Origin of the sequence: Hymenobacter koreensis, assembly GCF_039541855.1 — a bacterium.
GTDB classification, from domain to species: domain Bacteria; phylum Bacteroidota; class Bacteroidia; order Cytophagales; family Hymenobacteraceae; genus Solirubrum; species Solirubrum koreensis.
On sequence record NZ_BAABHA010000002.1, the window covers coordinates 354,868 to 371,170 of the forward strand.

Genomic DNA, 16,303 nt, shown 5'->3' on the forward strand with positions numbered 1-16,303 from the left:
CGCCAAGCGGCGCACCAAATATGGCACAGAAGCAATAACCGCCTGTTAGTCGGCGGTATTCATCGCCTCGAGTTCCTGCTTATAGTTACGAAACGCCCGGTAAATACCCGAGGCCATATACGTCTGGCCAGACTTATCGTTCAGATACCGTTCCTCGGCGGGGTTGGTCAAAAACCCTACTTCTATGAGGGCCGAAGGCATCGTGGATTTCCACAGCACCAGAAACCCGGCCTGCTTTACCCCCCGCGACGGCCGCTTCACCGACGTGCGAAACTCGTGGTCTATTTTGGCCGCCAGGCGCAGGCTATTGTCGATGTGGGCGCTTTGGTAGAGCGAGAACAGGATGTGGCTTTGGGGCGAACGGGGGTCGAAGCCGCTGTAGCGGTCCTTGTAGTTGTCTTCCTGCAGAATTACCGCGTTTTCACGCTTGGCCACGGCCAGGTTCGCCTCGGTTTTGTGCGGGCCCATGGTCCATACCTCGGTGCCGTGAGCTGCCGAGGGCCCGGCGTTGCAGTGCACCGAGATAAACAGGTCGGCGTTGTTTTTATTGGCAATGCCGGCGCGGTCGGCCAGCTCCACGAACACGTCGGTTTTGCGGGTGTACACCACCTTCACACCCGGCATGTTCTCCTGAATAAGCTGCCCTAGCTGCAGGATGATTTTCAACGACACATCAGCCTCGCGCGCCGATTTACCGGCGCAGCCGCGGTCCTTGCCGCCGTGGCCGGCATCGAGCACCACGGTACGCAGTTTGTAGCCCCGCACCGGCGCCGGCAGCGCTTTGCGCAGGGAATCGGGAACGAGGGTGGGCTCTTGCGCTATGCTGGTAGCCGGCCCCACAAAGAGTGCCAGCACCGCAGCGCCGAGAAAGACAATATTCCGCACGGAGTTCGTTAGATGGGGCAGCTACCCGCTACTTTTGCACACTTAGCCACAAAATAAGCGAATTAATCTGCGTGAGGTGTTCTTTGCAGCTCGTTGAAACAAGGTACACAAGCCGGTGGCCGGGCTTACGCACGCTCCTGGTTTGCGGTTGGCTGCTGCTGCTGACGGCTTTTCCAGCCCTGGCGCAACGCCCGGCCACGAAGCCGCGCCCAGTGCCTGCAACCACCGTGCCGCGCGACACCAGCGTGGCCGTGTCGGGTACGGGCGACTCCGTGCGGGTGGGCGTGGGCGGCCGTAAAGGCGACATCGAAACCACCGTTAAATACAAGGCCAAGGACTCGATTCGGTTTGAGATACAAAACCGCATAGCCGACCTCTACCGGGAGTCGAGCATCAACTACGGCGACATGAGCCTCGATGCGGCGCGCATCACCATCGATTACAGCAAGAACATCATTACGGCCGAAGGGCAGGCCGACTCCACGGGCCGCGTGCAGGGCCGTCCCTACTTTAAGAACGGTGCCGAGGCCTACCAGGCCGGGCGCATTGCTTACAACATCAAGACCAAGCGCGGCCGCATTACCGACGCCGTAACCCAGCAGGGCGAAGGCTACGTGCACGCCGAGGTGGTGAAGAAAAACGAGCTGAACGAGATTTTCGGGCGCAACGGGCGCTACACCACCTGCAACCTGGAGCACCCGCACTTCTACATCAATGCCACCAAAATGAAGGTGATTCCCGGCCAGAAAGTGGTAACCGGTCCCTTCAACCTGAGCATTGGTGACATTCCTACGCCTCTGGGCTTTCTGTTCGGCTATTTCCCCACACCGGGCAAAACCCGAGCCTCGGGCCTGATCTTTCCTACCTTCGGGCAGGCTGCCGACCGCGGCTTCTTCCTGCGCAACGGCGGTTTTTATTGGGCTGCCAACGAATATATTGGCGTGCGGGTAACCGGCGACATTTATTCCGGGGCCCTCGAACAATGGGGCGGCTTTAACGTGACTACCGAGCTTAGCTACCGCAAACGGTACGCGTACGACGGCCGATTGGGCTTCGATTACGCCGAGCGGCCCTCGCAGCCCCTGCTGCGTTCGGACGCGGTTAACACCAACCCCAACACCATTACCCGCTTCACCCCGCGCACCTTTTGGCTGAACTGGAGCCATACGCCGGTGGCCCGACCGGGCGGCGGGCGGTTTTCGGCCAACGTGCGCACGGGTAACCCCGAGTACAACTTCCAAAACTCGTTGAACGAGCGCAACTACCTCACGCCGGCCTTTAACTCCACCATCAGCTACGCCAAGCAAATCCGTAACTCGCCCGTTAACTACAACATCACGGCCAGTCAGGATTTGAACACCCAAACCGGCACCATTAACGCCACCCTCCCCGATGTATCGGTGGGCGTGGCCCGGCAGTACCTGTATGAGTTGCTGGGCTTAAGCTCGCAGGGCAAATGGTACGAACAGTTGGCCGCAGCCTACACTTTTACCGGACAAAGCCGCTTCTCAAATACCGAAGCAGCCCGCACGCTGACCAACGGCGTACCGCTGCTGGGTGGTACTACCACCGGCCGAACCCTGCCCATTAGCCTGAACAACTTGAGCCCGCTGTTGCGCAACAACCAGCTCAGCCTGAACCACCGCTTCGATATTGCCCTGGGCAGCTACCCCGTGCTCAAGCACCTGAATTTTACCCCATCGGTGAGCTACGGCGAGAGTTGGTACCTGAAGCGGCTGGACTACACGTATGTGGAAGCCGCCCGGGCCGTGCGCATCGACACTTTGCGCGGGTTTAACCGGGTTTATAACGCCTCGGCCGGGGCGTCGTTGCAAACCAACATTTACGGAACCATCGTGCGTAAGGGCACCCGTAAAATTCAGGCCATTCGCCACCGCCTTTCGCCCAGTCTGAATTACAGCTACTCGCCTGATTTCACGAAAAACGAGAACCTGTACGACCTCAACGTATTACCTGCAGAACTCATCGACCCTACTACGGGCAAGGTCTATTTGAACCGCGACTTCTCGCGTTTTCAGGGATTTGGCGGCAACATCCCATCGGGCATCGAAGTCAATCAAATCAGTTTTGCGGTGCAAAACCAGATTGAAATGAAGGTGCGAAACTCCAATGACACCACCGGAACCGAGCCATTCAAGAAAGTTAGCCTGATCGACGGCCTTGACTTTTCTTCGGGCTATAACTTCGCCGACACCTTGCACATGCGCCAAGGATTAGCCGGCTCGCTTCGCACGCAGGTAGCCCAGAAGCTGAACGTCATTGTTTCATCGGCCTTCAGTTTTTACCAGCGTGACACGCTGGGCCGTGATATTAACAAGTACCTCTGGCAACAGGCCAACCCGCGCCTAGCGCGCCTAAACAACGCCTCCGTTAACCTGACCTATCAGTTTGATAGCAGTCAGAAGCGCCGCCAGCCCGCTAACGCGGCCCCGCTGGCCCCCAACAACAACCCCGCGCTGGGCAGCCCCGTGCCCATCGACCCCTACGCCGACTACGTAGACTTTACCATTCCCTGGACGCTGAGTGCCTCGGCCAACGCCTTTTACCAGAGCCCCGGACCCGTTCCCCGCGGCCAACCGATGCCGCGGGCGTGGTCGGCGGTTTCCTTAAACCTGAACGGCCAACTCAAGCTCACCGATAAAATGCGTGTGGGCTACAGCACGGGCTACGACTTCATCAGCAAGCAGGTATCCTTTACCTCGCTCGACTTTTACCGCGACCTACACTGCTGGCAGATTTCGGGCAACTGGTGGCCTTTTGGGCAACGACAGGGCTTTAACGTCACCATTGGGGCGAAATCCTCGCTGCTGCAAGACCTGAAACTCAACCGTAACCGCACCTTCCTGAACCGCTAACGCTTGGCATAGCCAGTATTCAAAGGCCGGGGCCCCACCAACTTGGTGCGGCCCCGGCCTTTTTGTGCCTTGTTCGGCAGCGCCCTTCCGGCTCCGATTAGTGGAATTTGCTCACTTTTGCCATCTACATCCTACCAACTCACCACCCCTACGCTCATGTCGCAGCACAAGGAAATTAAGCGCGTGACCACCCATCAGCTGCTGGCTATGAAGCAGCGCGGCGAGAAAATATCCATGCTCACCGCCTACGACTTCTCCATGGCCCAAATCCTGGACGGTGCCGGCATCGACGTGCTGCTCGTGGGCGACTCGGCTTCGAACGTCATGGCGGGACACGAAACCACGCTGCCCATCACGCTGGATCAAATGATTTACCACGCCGCCTCGGTGGTGCGAGCTGTGGGCCGGGCCTTTGTGGTGGTAGATATGCCGTTCGGCTCGTACCAAGGCAATTCCTCGGAAGCGCTGCGTTCGGCCATTCGCATTATGAAGGAGTCGGGCGGGCACGGCATTAAGCTCGAAGGCGGCGCCGAGGTAAAGGAGTCCATTATCCGCATCCTCACGGCCGGCATTCCAGTAATGGGCCACTTGGGCCTCACGCCCCAAAGCATTTACAAATTCGGTACCTACACCGTGCGTGCCAAGGAAGAAGCCGAAGCCCAAAAACTGATCGAAGACGCCAAGCTGCTGGAAGAAATTGGTTGCTTTGCGCTTGTACTGGAAAAAATTCCTTCGTCCCTGGCCAAGCAGGTAGCCGAGCAGCTTACCATTCCGGTTATTGGTATTGGCGCCGGCCCCGATGTGGACGGCCAGGTGCTGGTGGTGCACGACATGCTGGGTATAACCAAGGAATTTAAGCCCCGCTTCCTGCGTCGATACGCCGAGTTGGGCGGCCTCATGCACGATGCTGTGGCTCATTACATAAACGACGTAAAGAGCGGCGAATTCCCTACCCCCGACGAAGCTTATTAGTCAGCGGGAAACCAGTTGGTTTAATAACCCTGTGAGAGGACATAAATGAACTTACAGCTTGTGACTGGCCGTACGTATGTGTTCATTGATGTGCTCTACATCGACGACTTCGAAGGCCTAACTGCTGCCGATCTTACCAAGAATAACTTGGCAGGTCTAAGAGCAGAAGTTTTCCCCTACGCCGGTAATCCGTATGCCATATTCAAGTCCGATACGAACCAATTCTATTTGTCAAGAATAGCGTACGTGCCAAGTGCCCAAGCGACATCTGACAATCTGCACGAGTTCTGTTCCGACAGTGGACTGATCTTGGCAATCAATGCAGAAAGGCTCTTTGACTTGGTTAGTCGGGCAAATGCTGAGATTTTATTTGACTTAGCAGGTGAAGACGGCATGGAGAATTGGCCGAAACCCCTTGAGGATTTCAACGGGCAGGCTCACCTGTTTTACACAAGTGAAATAAACAGTGGCTTTGCAGGTGGAGGCAGCTTTAGGATAGAGTAAAGCATATCTTACTTGCCATGACTCCCAACCCGCCTTCCTCCTTCTTCGAACGCCTGAATACTTGGCTCCGGCAGTCCATCACCATCAAGATGGTAAGCATCGGTATCCTGATTTTGCTGCTGCTGATTCCGGTTTCGATGGTGGAAAACCTGATTCAGGAGCGGGCGCAAACCCGGGACGAAGCCACGGCCGAAGTTAGTGCCAAATGGGGCGGCGCGCAGCAGGTTACCGGTCCGGTGCTGGTGGTGCCCTACCGCCGGATGGAGCGCGACGAGAAAAACCGTTTGCTCGAAACCACCGCCTACGCCTGCTTTCTGCCCGATACATTAAACGTAAATGGCACGCTGGCGCCCGAAAAACGCCGCCGCGGTATTTACGACGTGGTGGTATACAGCTCGAAACTTCAGGTGCGCGGTTCCTTCAATACTGCCTCCTTAGCCGATTGGGACTTAAGCCCAGCCGACATCCGCTGGCAGGAAGCGTTTGTAGCCGTGGGCTTGTCCGACATGAAGGGCATCCGCAGCGGCCTGAACCTGCAGTGGGACGGCGCGGCATTTCCCTTCGAGCCCGGCGTAGTTTCGCCCGAAGCCCTACCAGTTTCATCCGCGCCCAACGCCACCTCCGCCGCCGATGGCCTGCCCCCGTCTGAGGGACGGAGAGGTTACTACCCCGTCGAAACCACGGCCGCCGCTGCCGGTGGCGCGACTGAGGCCATGAGCGCCCGGGTGCCGCTCGCCGATGCTGCCGCCCTGCAAGCCCGGCACCGTTTCGCCTTCACACTCGACCTAAACGGCAGCTCGGCCCTGTTTTTCGCCCCGCTCGGCCGCGAAACCCGCGTGCACCTGAGTGCCCCCTGGCCCGACCCCAGTTTTGCCGGCGCGTTTCTGCCCCGCACCCGCTCGGTTTCCGCCGCCGGCTTCTCGGCCGACTGGAAAGTGCTGCACCTGAACCGCAACTACCCGCAGCGCTGGCGCAGCCCCGATATGCGTCCTCAAATTGACGGATCCGCATTCGGCACCCGGCTCATCGTGCCCGTCGACGAGTATCAGAAAAACATGCGGGCCGCCAAGTACGCGCTACTCACCATTACCCTTACTTTCCTGATCTTTTTCTTTGTGGAAGTGCTCAACCGGCGGCGCATTCACCCTTTCCAATATATTTTGGTGGGGTTGGCACTGATTATTTTTTACACCCTGCTGCTGGCGTTTTCAGAACACATGGCATTTAATGTGGCATATTTGTTGGCAGGAACCACCATCATTGGATTGGTCACCGCGTACGCCGCCAGCATTTTTCGCAACCGGCTGCTCACGTTGGTTACGGCTGGGGTGTTGATAGTGGTGTACGGTTTCGTATTTGTGGTACTGCAACTGCAGGATTATGCGCTGCTCATCGGCAGCCTCGGCCTGCTGGGCGTACTGGCTACTGTGATGTACCTCTCGCGGCGTATTCGTTGGTACGCGCCTACCGAAATTTCTTCCGAATAGCTTTTACCTAAGTGAATAGACCTGCCATCTGGTCGGAACAGAAAGAAATTCTGTTCGAAGACAACCACCTGCTGGTGCTCAACAAAACCGCCGGCACGCTGGTGCAAGGCGACGAGACGGGCGACGAGCCGCTCTCTGCCAAGGCCGCCGAATACCTGCGCCTGAAGTACAAAAAGCCCGGCAACGCTTTCATCGGAGTCTGTCACCGCATCGACCGGCCCGTAACCGGCATTGTAGTGCTGGCCAAAACCAGCAAGGCCCTGAGTCGCCTGAACGAAATGTTCCGCGACAACCAGATGCACAAAACCTATTGGGCCCTGGTAGGCAAAGCGCCCGAGCCCTCCGAAGGCACGTTGGTGCATTGGCTGCTGAAAGACCCCATGCGCAACGTTACAAAGGCCTACGCGCAGAAACACGTGCAAGGCCAACGTGCCGAATTGCATTACAAAACCCTCGCCCAGGCCGGCCACCGCTACCTGCTCGAAATCAATCCCATTACCGGCCGCCCCCACCAAATTCGGGTGCAGCTCTCTACCGGCCTCGGCACGCCTATTACCGGCGACGTGAAATACGGCGCCATGGCCCCGCTGCCCGATATCAGCATTGCCCTGCACGCCCGCCGCCTCCAGTTCAAGCACCCCGTTACGCAGCAGGAAATGACCATTGAGGCACCCCTGCCCGATGCTGATGTGTGGAATCCGGTGCGTGAGTTGGTTTTGACCTAAACGAATCCGGGCCCGCAGCGCTACTGTTTATCCGCGGCGTTGCATCTTGAATTTATGGGCAACACACCTTACCACCTGACTGATTAAAGTCATTTTTCGGGTGGTTGCGTAGCTGTACGTTTACGGCACTCAATGAACCAATCAGGCCTCAGTTCGTTTTACACGTCCAAGGTCGTCCACCATCATTCCCGTTTCCTTCCATGCCGATTCTGTTGTTTTTCGTCGGGCACTGGTACCTGTCGCTGTTCGTGCAGACATTCTACCTGCACCGCTACGCCGCGCACAAAATGTACACGATGAACCGTTTTTGGGAGCGGTTTTTCTTTGGGCTGACTTACGCAGCCCAGGGTTCCTCGTACCTCTCGCCGCGGGCCTACGCGCTGCTGCACCGCATGCACCACGCCTTCTCCGACACCGAGAAGGACCCGCACTCCCCCCACTACTCGTCGAACGCCTTCACGATGATGTGGAAGACGAAAAACATTTACAACTCGGTGCTCAACAACGAGTACGAGCTAGCTAAGCGCTTCGAGGGTGACTACCCCACCTGGCGTTTCCTGGAGCGCATCGGCGACCATTGGATGTCGCGCGTAACCTGGGGCGCGGCTTACGTGCTGTTTTACGTGGCCTTCGCTACGCAGTGGTGGATGTACCTGCTGCTGCCTATTCACTTCCTGATGGGCCCTATTCACGGCGCCATTGTAAACTGGAGCGGCCACAAATACGGCTACCAGAACTTCGATAATAACGACAAGTCGCGCAACTCTTTGTTCTTCGACTTCCTGACCGGCGGCGAGCTGTTCCAGAACAACCACCACAAGCTCCCAATGCGCGTGAACTTCGGCGTAAAGTGGTGGGAGCTTGACCCCACGTACCCCGTTATCTGGACCCTCGATAAAGTGGGCATCATCAAGCTCAAGAAGGAAAAATCGGCGCAGGAGCCGGAGCGCATGGCCGCTTAGGTTTCCGCTGACAATCATCACAAAAAGGCGTTTGGGCAATCCGAACGCCTTTTTGCATTCCAAGGCTAAAGCAAGCTTCCGAATACCGGAGCTTTTATCTACCTTTGCCCTCCCAAATCTTTTTTCACCCGACGCACGGGTTGCGTCACCTAACCACTACGGTTTATGGCAGTTAAAATCCGCCTCGCCCGCCGCGGCCGCAAAAAGGCCGCTATGTACGACATCGTTGTTGCTGATTCGCGTGCTCCGCGTGACGGCCGCTTTATCGAGAAGATCGGTACGTACAACCCCCTCACCAACCCCGCCAGCATCAACTTCGACGCCGACAAGGCTTTCGATTGGATCATGAAGGGTGCTCAGCCGACCGACACCGTACGCGCTATGTTGTCGTACCGCGGCGTGCTGATCCGCAAGCACCTGCAACTGGGTGTTATCAAAGGTGCCATCACGCAGGACGCTGCCGACCAGCGTTACCAGCAGTGGCTCGACGAGAAGAATAACAAAATCGAGAGCAAGCGCACGAACGTGGGCGCCGCCAAGGACGAAGTGCGCAAGCAGCAGCTAGCCGCCGAAACCAAGGTTCGCGAAGCTCGCGCTGAGGCTCTGCGCCAGAAGCAAGCCGCTGCTCAAGCTGCTTTGAACCCGGCTCCGGCCGCTGAGGAAGCTGCCGAAGGCACCGAAGAAGCTCCGGCCGAAACCGCCGAAGAAAACGCTTAAGGAATTTACTTCGGCAACGAAGTAGTCCGTTTTGGGAGTTTAGGAGTGGCCCCGCGCCGGCTCTTAAACTCCCAAACTTTTTACCCCTCCACTCCTTTATCCGACAGCCATGACGCTCGACGAAAGCTATGAACTAGGCTACGTGGTGAAAACCCACGGCCTGCGCGGCCAAGTGGTGGCCGAATTCGACGTGGACGACGTGGAGGAGTACCTCGACGTGGAAGAAGTGTACGTGGAGCGCCCGGTGGGTTCGGGCAAACTCTACAAGTTTGAGGTGGAGCGCCTCAGCCAGCAAGCCGGCACACGCGTGCTACTAAAGCTCAAGAACGTCGACCGCATCGAAGACGCCGAACTATTGCGTGGTCTGAAGCTTTTCCGCCCCTTGGACGAGCTACCCGAGCTGGAAGAAGATCAGTTCTACTTCCACGACGTGGTGGGCTTTACCGTAGTCGATGCCAACCTGGGCAAGCTGGGCGAAGTGGAAGCCTTTTACGAGCTGCCCGAGCAGGACTTGTTGGCCATGCGCTACCAAGGCCAAGAGGTACTCATTCCGGTGGTGGATGAATTGGTGCAACACGCCGATGAAGACGCCAAGGAGTTGTACGTAACCCTGCCCGATGGCCTGTTGGAAATCTACCTCTCGCCCTCTTCGCGCGAGCGGGACGAGGCCGACGAAGAATAGCTTCTAGGCTGCTGGGTTAACTGATGAACAGCAGTTGGTTCTATAACCCATCAGCGGTCAGAAAAACAGCTGTAAGCACGCAGTCAACAGTTCCTGAAAGCCATGCGTTTCGATATTGTAACCTGTCAGCCAGAACTGCTCCGCAGCCCGCTGGGCCATTCTATTGTGCAGCGGGCGCAAGACAAAGGGTTGGCGGAAATTTACGTACACGACCTGCGCCAGTTTGCCATTAACAAGCACGGCCAGATCGACGATTACGTTTTTGGCGGTGGCGCCGGCATGGTGCTGCGTCCCGAGCCCATTGCCGCCTGCCTCGATGGACTGCTGGCGGAACGCACCTACGACGCCGTGATTTACCTCACTCCCGACGGACCTACGTTCCGGCAAGCCACGGCCAACCGGTTGTCGTTACAACAGAACATCATTCTGCTCTGCGGCCACTACAAAGGCGTGGACGAACGCATCCGCGAAGCGTACATCACCGACGAAATCAGCATTGGCGACTTTGTGCTGAGCGGCGGCGAGTTGGGCGCGGCCGTGGTGGTCGATGCCGTAGTGCGGCTGCTACCGGGCGTGCTCGGCAACGAGGAGTCTGCCTTGAGCGACTCTTTCCAGGATAATCTCCTTTCTCCACCCATATACACCCGCCCGGCAGAATGGCGCGGCCAAGCGGTACCTGCCATCCTACTCTCGGGCGATACGCCTAAAGTAGATGAATGGCGACAGGAGCAAGCATTAGAGCGTACTCGTTTGCGTCGCCCCGATTTGCTGGCTGATTTGCCTGCGGAAGCCTTTGAGACGCCCAAACCCCGTAATGCCCGCAGTAACGCTCGCAAAAAACCTAAGGCCTAGTGTTGTAGCTACGCCACAAACCCGTATATTTGCGCCTCCTTACCGAACCCATGTGGGCGGCGGCGCCGTCCCTTCGTACTTTTAGCCGTCATGAGCCAACTTCTCGACCTCATCAACCAGGAATCCAAAGAGCGCCGCGCTAGCTTTCCTGATTTCGCCGCTGGCGACACCGTTAACGTTCACGTGAAAATCCGCGAAGGCAACAAGGAGCGCATTCAGCAGTTCCAGGGTGTTGTTATTCAGCGTCGGAACCCTAACTCGAACGGCGAAACCTTTACCGTGCGTAAAGTTTCGAACCAGATCGGCACCGAGCGTATCTTCCCGATCATTTCGCCCAACATCGACAAAATCGAGGTACTGCGTCGCGGCAAAGTTCGTCGTGCCCGCTTGTTCTACCTGCGTGGTCTGTCGGGAAAAGCTGCTCGTATTAAAGAGAAGCGCGCTTAAGCTTCCACAGCTTATTCCAGCATCAAGGCCGGGCTTCCGCAAGGAGGCCCGGCCTTTTGTTATGCTCGGCTGTAGCAAAAGATTACGCGCCGCGGTTGGCCGAATCTTCGCGCAGGTCTTCTTCGGGTGATGTTTGGTTGCGCTGAATGTTGCGGGCCGCCTGTAGCAGGGCCTCGCCCAGTGCTACTACACGGGGACGGGTGTTTCCTTCGGCTATGTCTGCCACCTTGCCGGTGTTTTCGCCGAGGCGGTGCAGCAACTGCGCTACCAGCTTGCTATCGATGGTACCGCCGCCGAAATGGGCTTTCAGGGCCTGCAAATCCACTATAATGTCGTGCATCTGCGGGTTGTTGGTGTCTTTCAGGTCTTCGATCCAGCGCTGCAGGTTGTTGTCGAGGCCGGCGCGGTTGGTTTCTTCCTGCAGGTCGCCGGTGAGTAGTTGGGTGGCGGCGCCCAGGTGAACCTGGTGCTGTACTTCCTTCTTTTCCATGGTGCGGTGTTGGTTGATGAGTGCGGAATACGGGCCGGGTTGGACCAAACGCAGACTTGGCTAACGGCTGAGGGCGGCTCAAGTTGCCACCGAACTCAACGGCATCCGCTCCGAACACGTACTTTCGCCACGCTCTTCCCTTACCCATTTCCTATGCACAAGCTATTGGTCGGCCTGACGCTGGTCGCCCTGCCCCTTGCCGCGCTGGCCCAAACTGCTCCGACAGCCGCCACCCGACCTTACTTCCAGCAAGAAGTCAACTACTCCATCGACGTAACCCTTGACGACCAGCAGCACGTGCTCACGGGCCGAGAGGAAATGCAGTACGTGAATAACTCGCCCGATGCCTTGCCCTTTATTTGGGTGCATTTGTGGCCTAACGCTTACCGCGACAACCACACCGCCTTTGCCCGGCAGCAGCGCCAGCTGGGCAAGCGCAAGTTTGAATTTGCCTCGGCGCAGCAGCGCGGCTACATCGACCAGCTCGATTTTAAAGTGAATGGCCAGCCCGCCAAGCTGGAGTACGACCCCAAAAACCCCGATATGGCCAAGCTGGTGCTGCCGCAGCCGCTGGCCCCCGGTCAGCGCGCCACCATCAGTACGCCGTTTCGGGTGAAGCTACCCGATTCGTTTTCCCGCCTGGGCCACGTAGACCAGAGCTACCAGATTACCCAGTGGTACCCTAAACCGGCCGTGTACGACCGCGACGGCTGGCACCCGATGCCCTACCTCGACCAAGGCGAGTTTTACTCGGAATTTGGCTCGTTTGACGTGCGCATTACCCTGCCCGAAAACTACACCGTGGGCGCTACCGGCGAGCTGCAGAATCCCGACGAAATAGCTCGTCTGGATCGGCTAGCCTTGGCATCGGCCGCAAAAGCCAAGGCCGAAGATTTCGGCAGCGAGGTAAGTTTTCCAGCTTCGGCTTCGACCACCAAAACCCTGCGCTTCACCCAAAACCAGGTACACGATTTCGCCTGGTTTGCCGATAAGCGTTTTAACGTGCTGAAGGATACGGTGCAGATTCCCGGTACGGCGCGGCCTGTTACCACATGGCTGATGTTCACCAACCGCAACGCGGGCGAGTGGCTCAAGCGCCGCGACGATATCAAGAAGGCCCTGGTTGGCTACTCTAAGTGGGTTGGGCCCTATCCCTACTCGGCCGCTACCGCTGTAGATGGCGCCCTGAGTGCGGGCTCTGGTATGGAATACCCCATGGTTACGGTTACCGAGCCTGCGGCCATTATTCACGAAGTAGGTCACAACTGGTTTTACGGTATTCTGGCTTCGAACGAACGCGACCAGCCTTGGCAGGACGAAGGCGTAAACAGCTACCTTGAAGCGCGGGTACAGCGCCAGGATGACCCCAACAAAACCTTCATGGGCTCCATGCAGGGTTTCCCGGTAAAAGCGCTGGGCCTCGATGGTTTGCCGCCCGATGCCATTGAGCACGCCGCGTGGCAGGCCCCTGCCAGCCGCGGCCTGGACCAGCCAGCCGGCAACACGGCCTCAACGCAATACCCGAGCTACAATTACGGCGCCATTGTGTACCAGAAATCGGCGGCGCTGTTGCGCTACCTGGCCGGCTACCTCGGCCAGGACAAGTTCGACCAAGGCATGCGGCTGTATTACGACCGGTGGAAATTCCGGCACCCGGCTCCGGCCGATATGCAGGCGGCCTTCGAGGAAGCTTCGGGCCAAAAGCTGGATTGGTTTTTCCAGTCCATGCTCAACACCACTACCCGCTACAACGCCACAGTATCAGACCTGCTGCTGACCAACGACCAGATAAAGGTGTTGGTGCGTAACGAATCGAACGCGGCGTTTGCCGTGCCGGTTTCCACCGTCGATGCCCAAGGCAAGGTGCTGGAAACCCTCTGGACGCCGGCCTTTGGGGGCCCCGAGGCAGAAGCCCAGGCTTCCGACCAACTCGACACCGACGTTACCCAGCTCAATTTCCGCCGCACGGCCGAAGTAGCGGCGGTGGTAATAGACCCGCAGTACCTCTCCCCCGAAATCAACCGCCGCGACAACCGCCGGCAGCTCAGCGGGCTGCTTCCGGGCCTTGAACCCATCAAGCTACGGCCCTTGGCGAGTCTGGAACGCTGGGACCAAGCCGCTATCCATTGGCTGCCGGTGCTGGGTGTTAACACCTACGACAAGCTGATGCTGGGCGCCGCGTTCTACAACAACCCACTTGTGCCGAAGAAGCTCAGCTACGTGCTCATGCCCATGTTTAGCTTTAACCGCAAGGACCTTAAAGGCGTTGGCCAGGTAAAGCTGACATCCATTGCTTCAGGCCGAGTTTTAGAGCGCGTTACCACCAGCTTCCTGGCCACCCGCTTCGAGCGGTACACCAAGTACGAACCCAGCCTGACGCTTGATTTCCGACGCGCTACGCCCGCTTATCCGCGCCAGCAAGTACAAGTGGCTTACACCCGCATTAACCAGATGGGTAGCGAAGAGGGCGTCCGGGGTGAAGCCAACTACAAAGGTTCGCCCGATTACTTTGTGCCCACGTTGCGCTACACCGTGGCCGGCGGTAACGCAGTGCGCAAGTACGGCGCCGACATCGAGTTCAATACCTTCGTGCCGGATTCGCTGGGCGTGAACTCGCAGGCCGCACAGCTGCTGCGCATGACGGGCACCTACGAGCATCATTATGCGCCGAACCGCAGTTTTCGCGTGCGGCTGTTTGGGGGCCGGTTCCTGACACAGCTTCCTAACTCGCCGTTTGTGATTGGCCTATCGGGCAGCCCGGACTACCGCCGCCAAACGGCATTCCTCGACCGTCGGCAGATTTCGAATACCTGGACGGCCCAAACGCACCAAAGTGACGACCGCGACGGTGCTTTCAAGGCATTTCTGCCCGTATTCAGCCGCAAATGGTTGGCCACTTTAAACCTGGAAACCGACCTGCCCAAAACCCCGCTGATTGTGTTTGCCGACCTGGGCGTCACCAATTCTCAGCAGCTGATCAGCCCCATGCGCAACCAGCGTCTGTTCTACGATGCCGGCTTGGCACTGTCGACCTTAGATGGCGCCCTGCGCCTGTATGTACCCATCGTGGGGTCGCAGTACACCAACGGCCTGCCCGACGGCCGCAAGGATTTCACCGACCGCATCCGCTTTGTTTTTGATTTGCAAAAAATGAATCCGCTACGTTTGCTCGACCAAGCTTTCAACTAGCCGATGCCTTTTCGCTCGTTTTACTTATCCGTGGCGCGCCTGACAGTTGTTGGGGGCGCCACGCTGCTTGTAGCTGGTTGCCGCACTTCCTACGAGGACTTACCCACGTATTCCGAGGAGCGCAACCTGCTACAAGTGGTGGTGGAAACGCCTGCCGGGACCAACCACGAAATCCGGTACTCCGCGCGTGACCATGACTTCCGGCGCGTTCAGCAGGCCGGCTCCGACCGCGTGGTGCCCTTTTTGCCTTACCCGGCCAATGTGGGGTTCATTCCCTCTACGCGCGGTTCGGCTACAGCCCGGCGAACGGGCACAGGAACACTCACGGCCTTGGTGCTGGCCGAGAGCCAGCCTTCCGGTACAATAATGGAAGTACTGCCCGTGGCGCTGCTCATGCTCGATAATGCGGGCGAGATGCAAACAGTGGTAGTTACGGTACCTGCCCGCCCCAGCCAGCAGGTAATCGCGGCAAGCTCATGGCACGAACTGACCACGCAGTATCCCGGCGTACGCGAGGTTCTGCACACCTGGTACCAGCACCATGCCGGTCGCGGCCAAGTGCGCGTAGTAGGTTGGCGCGACGAACACGCCGCCGAGCGGCAGGTACGCGAGGCCCAACGTCGTTAGGTGATGGTAAGCCAAATAAAAAAGGTCCTGCTGGAATCAGCAGGACCTTTTTCAGCATGAGCACAGACGAACCGTGCGGTCGTGCTACTCGATTTTATTCATGCGGTCTTTCACCGACTCCAGCTGCACGCGCATGTTCACAATGTCGGCACGGGCGGCTTCCTGCTCTTTCAGGTTGGCATCAACCAAGTTGTTCAGCTTCACGAGTTCAGCAGCGTTTTCGGCCAGCATCTGCTGGATTTCCGTCTTGCGCAGCTTGTTCTTCTCGATGTCCTTCTTGATCATGTCCTGCTTGCCGATAACCGCCATGTGGTTGTTCTGCGAGGTTACCAAAGCCTTTTCAGCTTCCTGCACCTGCAGGGCAATGTCTTCGCGGTAGAGGCTACGGGCAAAGTCTTTCAGGTAGTTTTCGGCCGACTTCCACTGCTGGGGCGTGGCGTCTTTGCTCAGGTATGCGTTACCCAAGTCAATGGACCACCAAACGGTGGTACCGGTGGGCACTGCATCCACTTTGCTGATTACGCGGATCGGCGTTTTGGAAATAGGATCCACTACTACACCATCCATGGTGTAAACGCCCTTGTCGACTTTCACTTTCCCAATTTTCTCGTTGAGAAGCTTTACCCAGGAGTCTTCGACGCGCTTGCTGTCGAGCTGTACGGTAACGCGCTGGCCTTTACGGGGAATACCCTTGATGGCCATATCGGTTTCGTCGACGGGCGAGCGTTGGGCAAAGCCGGCAGTCGTCAGGGCGAACAAAAGGAATGAAAGAAGTACGCCTGATTTCATACGATGCAAAATGAGGTGTGTAAGTAAGTGTGTGAGTGTGAAAACCTTTCCGGCTTGTGGCTTTCTATTACATCAAATTTAACCACCCCTTTGCAATGC

At 57.7% G+C, this 16,303-nt stretch carries 15 protein-coding genes; 12 read left to right on the forward strand and 3 right to left on the reverse strand.

The annotated features are described in order from the left end of the window. Positions 1 to 45: 45 nt before the first annotated feature. Positions 46 to 765 (reverse strand): N-acetylmuramoyl-L-alanine amidase family protein, encoded by a 720-nt coding sequence (locus ABD903_RS04405; RefSeq protein WP_345223082.1) that lies wholly within the window; start codon positions 763 to 765, stop codon positions 46 to 48. 332 nt (positions 766 to 1,097) lie between these two features. On the opposite strand from ABD903_RS04405, the gene ABD903_RS04410 reads away from it, so the two are divergent. The 10 genes from ABD903_RS04410 (at position 1,098) to rplS (ending at position 11,109) form a co-directional block, all read left to right on the forward strand. Continuing rightward, a complete protein-coding gene (locus ABD903_RS04410) occupies positions 1,098 to 3,761 on the forward strand; it encodes a putative LPS assembly protein LptD (RefSeq protein ID WP_345221753.1) in 2,664 nt (887 codons plus the stop codon). Positions 3,762 to 3,917: 156 nt separating this feature from the next. Continuing rightward, the gene (gene panB, locus ABD903_RS04415; RefSeq protein WP_345221755.1) at positions 3,918 to 4,733 is read left to right on the forward strand and encodes a 3-methyl-2-oxobutanoate hydroxymethyltransferase; all 816 of its coding nucleotides are present in this window, start codon (positions 3,918 to 3,920) and stop codon (positions 4,731 to 4,733) included. Positions 4,734 to 4,823: 90 nt separating this feature from the next. Continuing rightward, complete coding sequence (locus ABD903_RS04420) at positions 4,824 to 5,237, forward strand: hypothetical protein (protein ID WP_345221756.1); 414 nt, start codon at positions 4,824 to 4,826, stop codon at positions 5,235 to 5,237. Positions 5,238 to 5,254: 17 nt separating this feature from the next. Further along, positions 5,255 to 6,724, forward strand: coding sequence for a cell envelope integrity protein CreD (gene creD / locus ABD903_RS04425; RefSeq protein ID WP_345221758.1), 1,470 nt, complete (start codon positions 5,255 to 5,257; stop codon positions 6,722 to 6,724). 11 nt (positions 6,725 to 6,735) lie between these two features. Continuing rightward, positions 6,736 to 7,449 (forward strand): RluA family pseudouridine synthase, encoded by a 714-nt coding sequence (locus tag ABD903_RS04430; RefSeq protein ID WP_345221760.1) that lies wholly within the window; start codon positions 6,736 to 6,738, stop codon positions 7,447 to 7,449. Between the two features lie 200 nt (positions 7,450 to 7,649). Further along, the gene (locus ABD903_RS04435; protein WP_345221762.1) at positions 7,650 to 8,411 is read left to right on the forward strand and encodes an acyl-CoA desaturase; all 762 of its coding nucleotides are present in this window, start codon (positions 7,650 to 7,652) and stop codon (positions 8,409 to 8,411) included. A gap of 165 nt (positions 8,412 to 8,576) precedes the next feature. Next, on the forward strand, positions 8,577 to 9,128 hold the full coding sequence (locus ABD903_RS04440; RefSeq protein ID WP_345221764.1) for a 30S ribosomal protein S16: 552 nt from the start codon (positions 8,577 to 8,579) through the stop codon (positions 9,126 to 9,128). 109 nt (positions 9,129 to 9,237) lie between these two features. Then, a complete protein-coding gene (rimM, locus tag ABD903_RS04445) occupies positions 9,238 to 9,810 on the forward strand; it encodes a ribosome maturation factor RimM (RefSeq protein ID WP_345221766.1) in 573 nt (190 codons plus the stop codon). A 102-nt stretch (positions 9,811 to 9,912) separates the two neighbouring features. Continuing rightward, a complete protein-coding gene (gene trmD, locus ABD903_RS04450) occupies positions 9,913 to 10,662 on the forward strand; it encodes a tRNA (guanosine(37)-N1)-methyltransferase TrmD (protein WP_345221768.1) in 750 nt (249 codons plus the stop codon). 90 nt (positions 10,663 to 10,752) lie between these two features. Further along, positions 10,753 to 11,109, forward strand: a complete 357-nt coding sequence (gene rplS, locus ABD903_RS04455; RefSeq protein WP_345221770.1) for a 50S ribosomal protein L19 — start codon at positions 10,753 to 10,755, stop codon at positions 11,107 to 11,109. A gap of 82 nt (positions 11,110 to 11,191) precedes the next feature. Here rplS and ABD903_RS04460 read toward each other — a convergent pair whose 3' ends face one another. After that, entirely contained in the window at positions 11,192 to 11,599 is a 408-nt protein-coding gene (locus ABD903_RS04460) for a hypothetical protein (protein ID WP_345221772.1), read from the reverse strand. Positions 11,600 to 11,752: 153 nt separating this feature from the next. Here ABD903_RS04460 and ABD903_RS04465 point away from each other — a divergent pair, with 153 nt between their 5' ends. After that, a complete protein-coding gene (locus ABD903_RS04465; protein WP_345221774.1) occupies positions 11,753 to 14,788 on the forward strand; it encodes a M1 family metallopeptidase in 3,036 nt (1,011 codons plus the stop codon). Positions 14,789 to 14,791: 3 nt separating this feature from the next. Beyond that, the gene (locus ABD903_RS04470; RefSeq protein WP_345221776.1) at positions 14,792 to 15,415 is read left to right on the forward strand and encodes an inorganic diphosphatase; all 624 of its coding nucleotides are present in this window, start codon (positions 14,792 to 14,794) and stop codon (positions 15,413 to 15,415) included. A gap of 84 nt (positions 15,416 to 15,499) precedes the next feature. Here the strand turns inward: ABD903_RS04470 and ABD903_RS04475 are convergent, their stop codons facing one another. Continuing rightward, a complete protein-coding gene (locus ABD903_RS04475; protein ID WP_345221778.1) occupies positions 15,500 to 16,204 on the reverse strand; it encodes a DNA repair ATPase in 705 nt (234 codons plus the stop codon). Positions 16,205 to 16,303: the final 99 nt, after the last annotated feature.

What these genes read in the sequence shown, in the direction of transcription:
- panB (WP_345221755.1), top strand. Translation starts at nt 3,918, where the DNA reads ATGTCGCAGCACAAGGAAATTAAGCGCGTGACCACCCATCAGCTGCTG.
- creD (WP_345221758.1), top strand. Translation starts at nt 5,255, where the DNA reads ATGACTCCCAACCCGCCTTCCTCCTTCTTCGAACGCCTGAATACTTGG.
- ABD903_RS04435 (WP_345221762.1), top strand. Translation starts at nt 7,650, where the DNA reads ATGCCGATTCTGTTGTTTTTCGTCGGGCACTGGTACCTGTCGCTGTTC.
- ABD903_RS04440 (WP_345221764.1), top strand. Translation starts at nt 8,577, where the DNA reads ATGGCAGTTAAAATCCGCCTCGCCCGCCGCGGCCGCAAAAAGGCCGCT.
- rimM (WP_345221766.1), top strand. Translation starts at nt 9,238, where the DNA reads ATGACGCTCGACGAAAGCTATGAACTAGGCTACGTGGTGAAAACCCAC.
- trmD (WP_345221768.1), top strand. Translation starts at nt 9,913, where the DNA reads ATGCGTTTCGATATTGTAACCTGTCAGCCAGAACTGCTCCGCAGCCCG.
- rplS (WP_345221770.1), top strand. Translation starts at nt 10,753, where the DNA reads ATGAGCCAACTTCTCGACCTCATCAACCAGGAATCCAAAGAGCGCCGC.
- ABD903_RS04460 (WP_345221772.1), bottom strand. Translation starts at nt 11,599, where the DNA reads ATGGAAAAGAAGGAAGTACAGCACCAGGTTCACCTGGGCGCCGCCACC.
- ABD903_RS04465 (WP_345221774.1), top strand. Translation starts at nt 11,753, where the DNA reads ATGCACAAGCTATTGGTCGGCCTGACGCTGGTCGCCCTGCCCCTTGCC.
- ABD903_RS04470 (WP_345221776.1), top strand. Translation starts at nt 14,792, where the DNA reads ATGCCTTTTCGCTCGTTTTACTTATCCGTGGCGCGCCTGACAGTTGTT.
- ABD903_RS04475 (WP_345221778.1), bottom strand. Translation starts at nt 16,204, where the DNA reads ATGAAATCAGGCGTACTTCTTTCATTCCTTTTGTTCGCCCTGACGACT.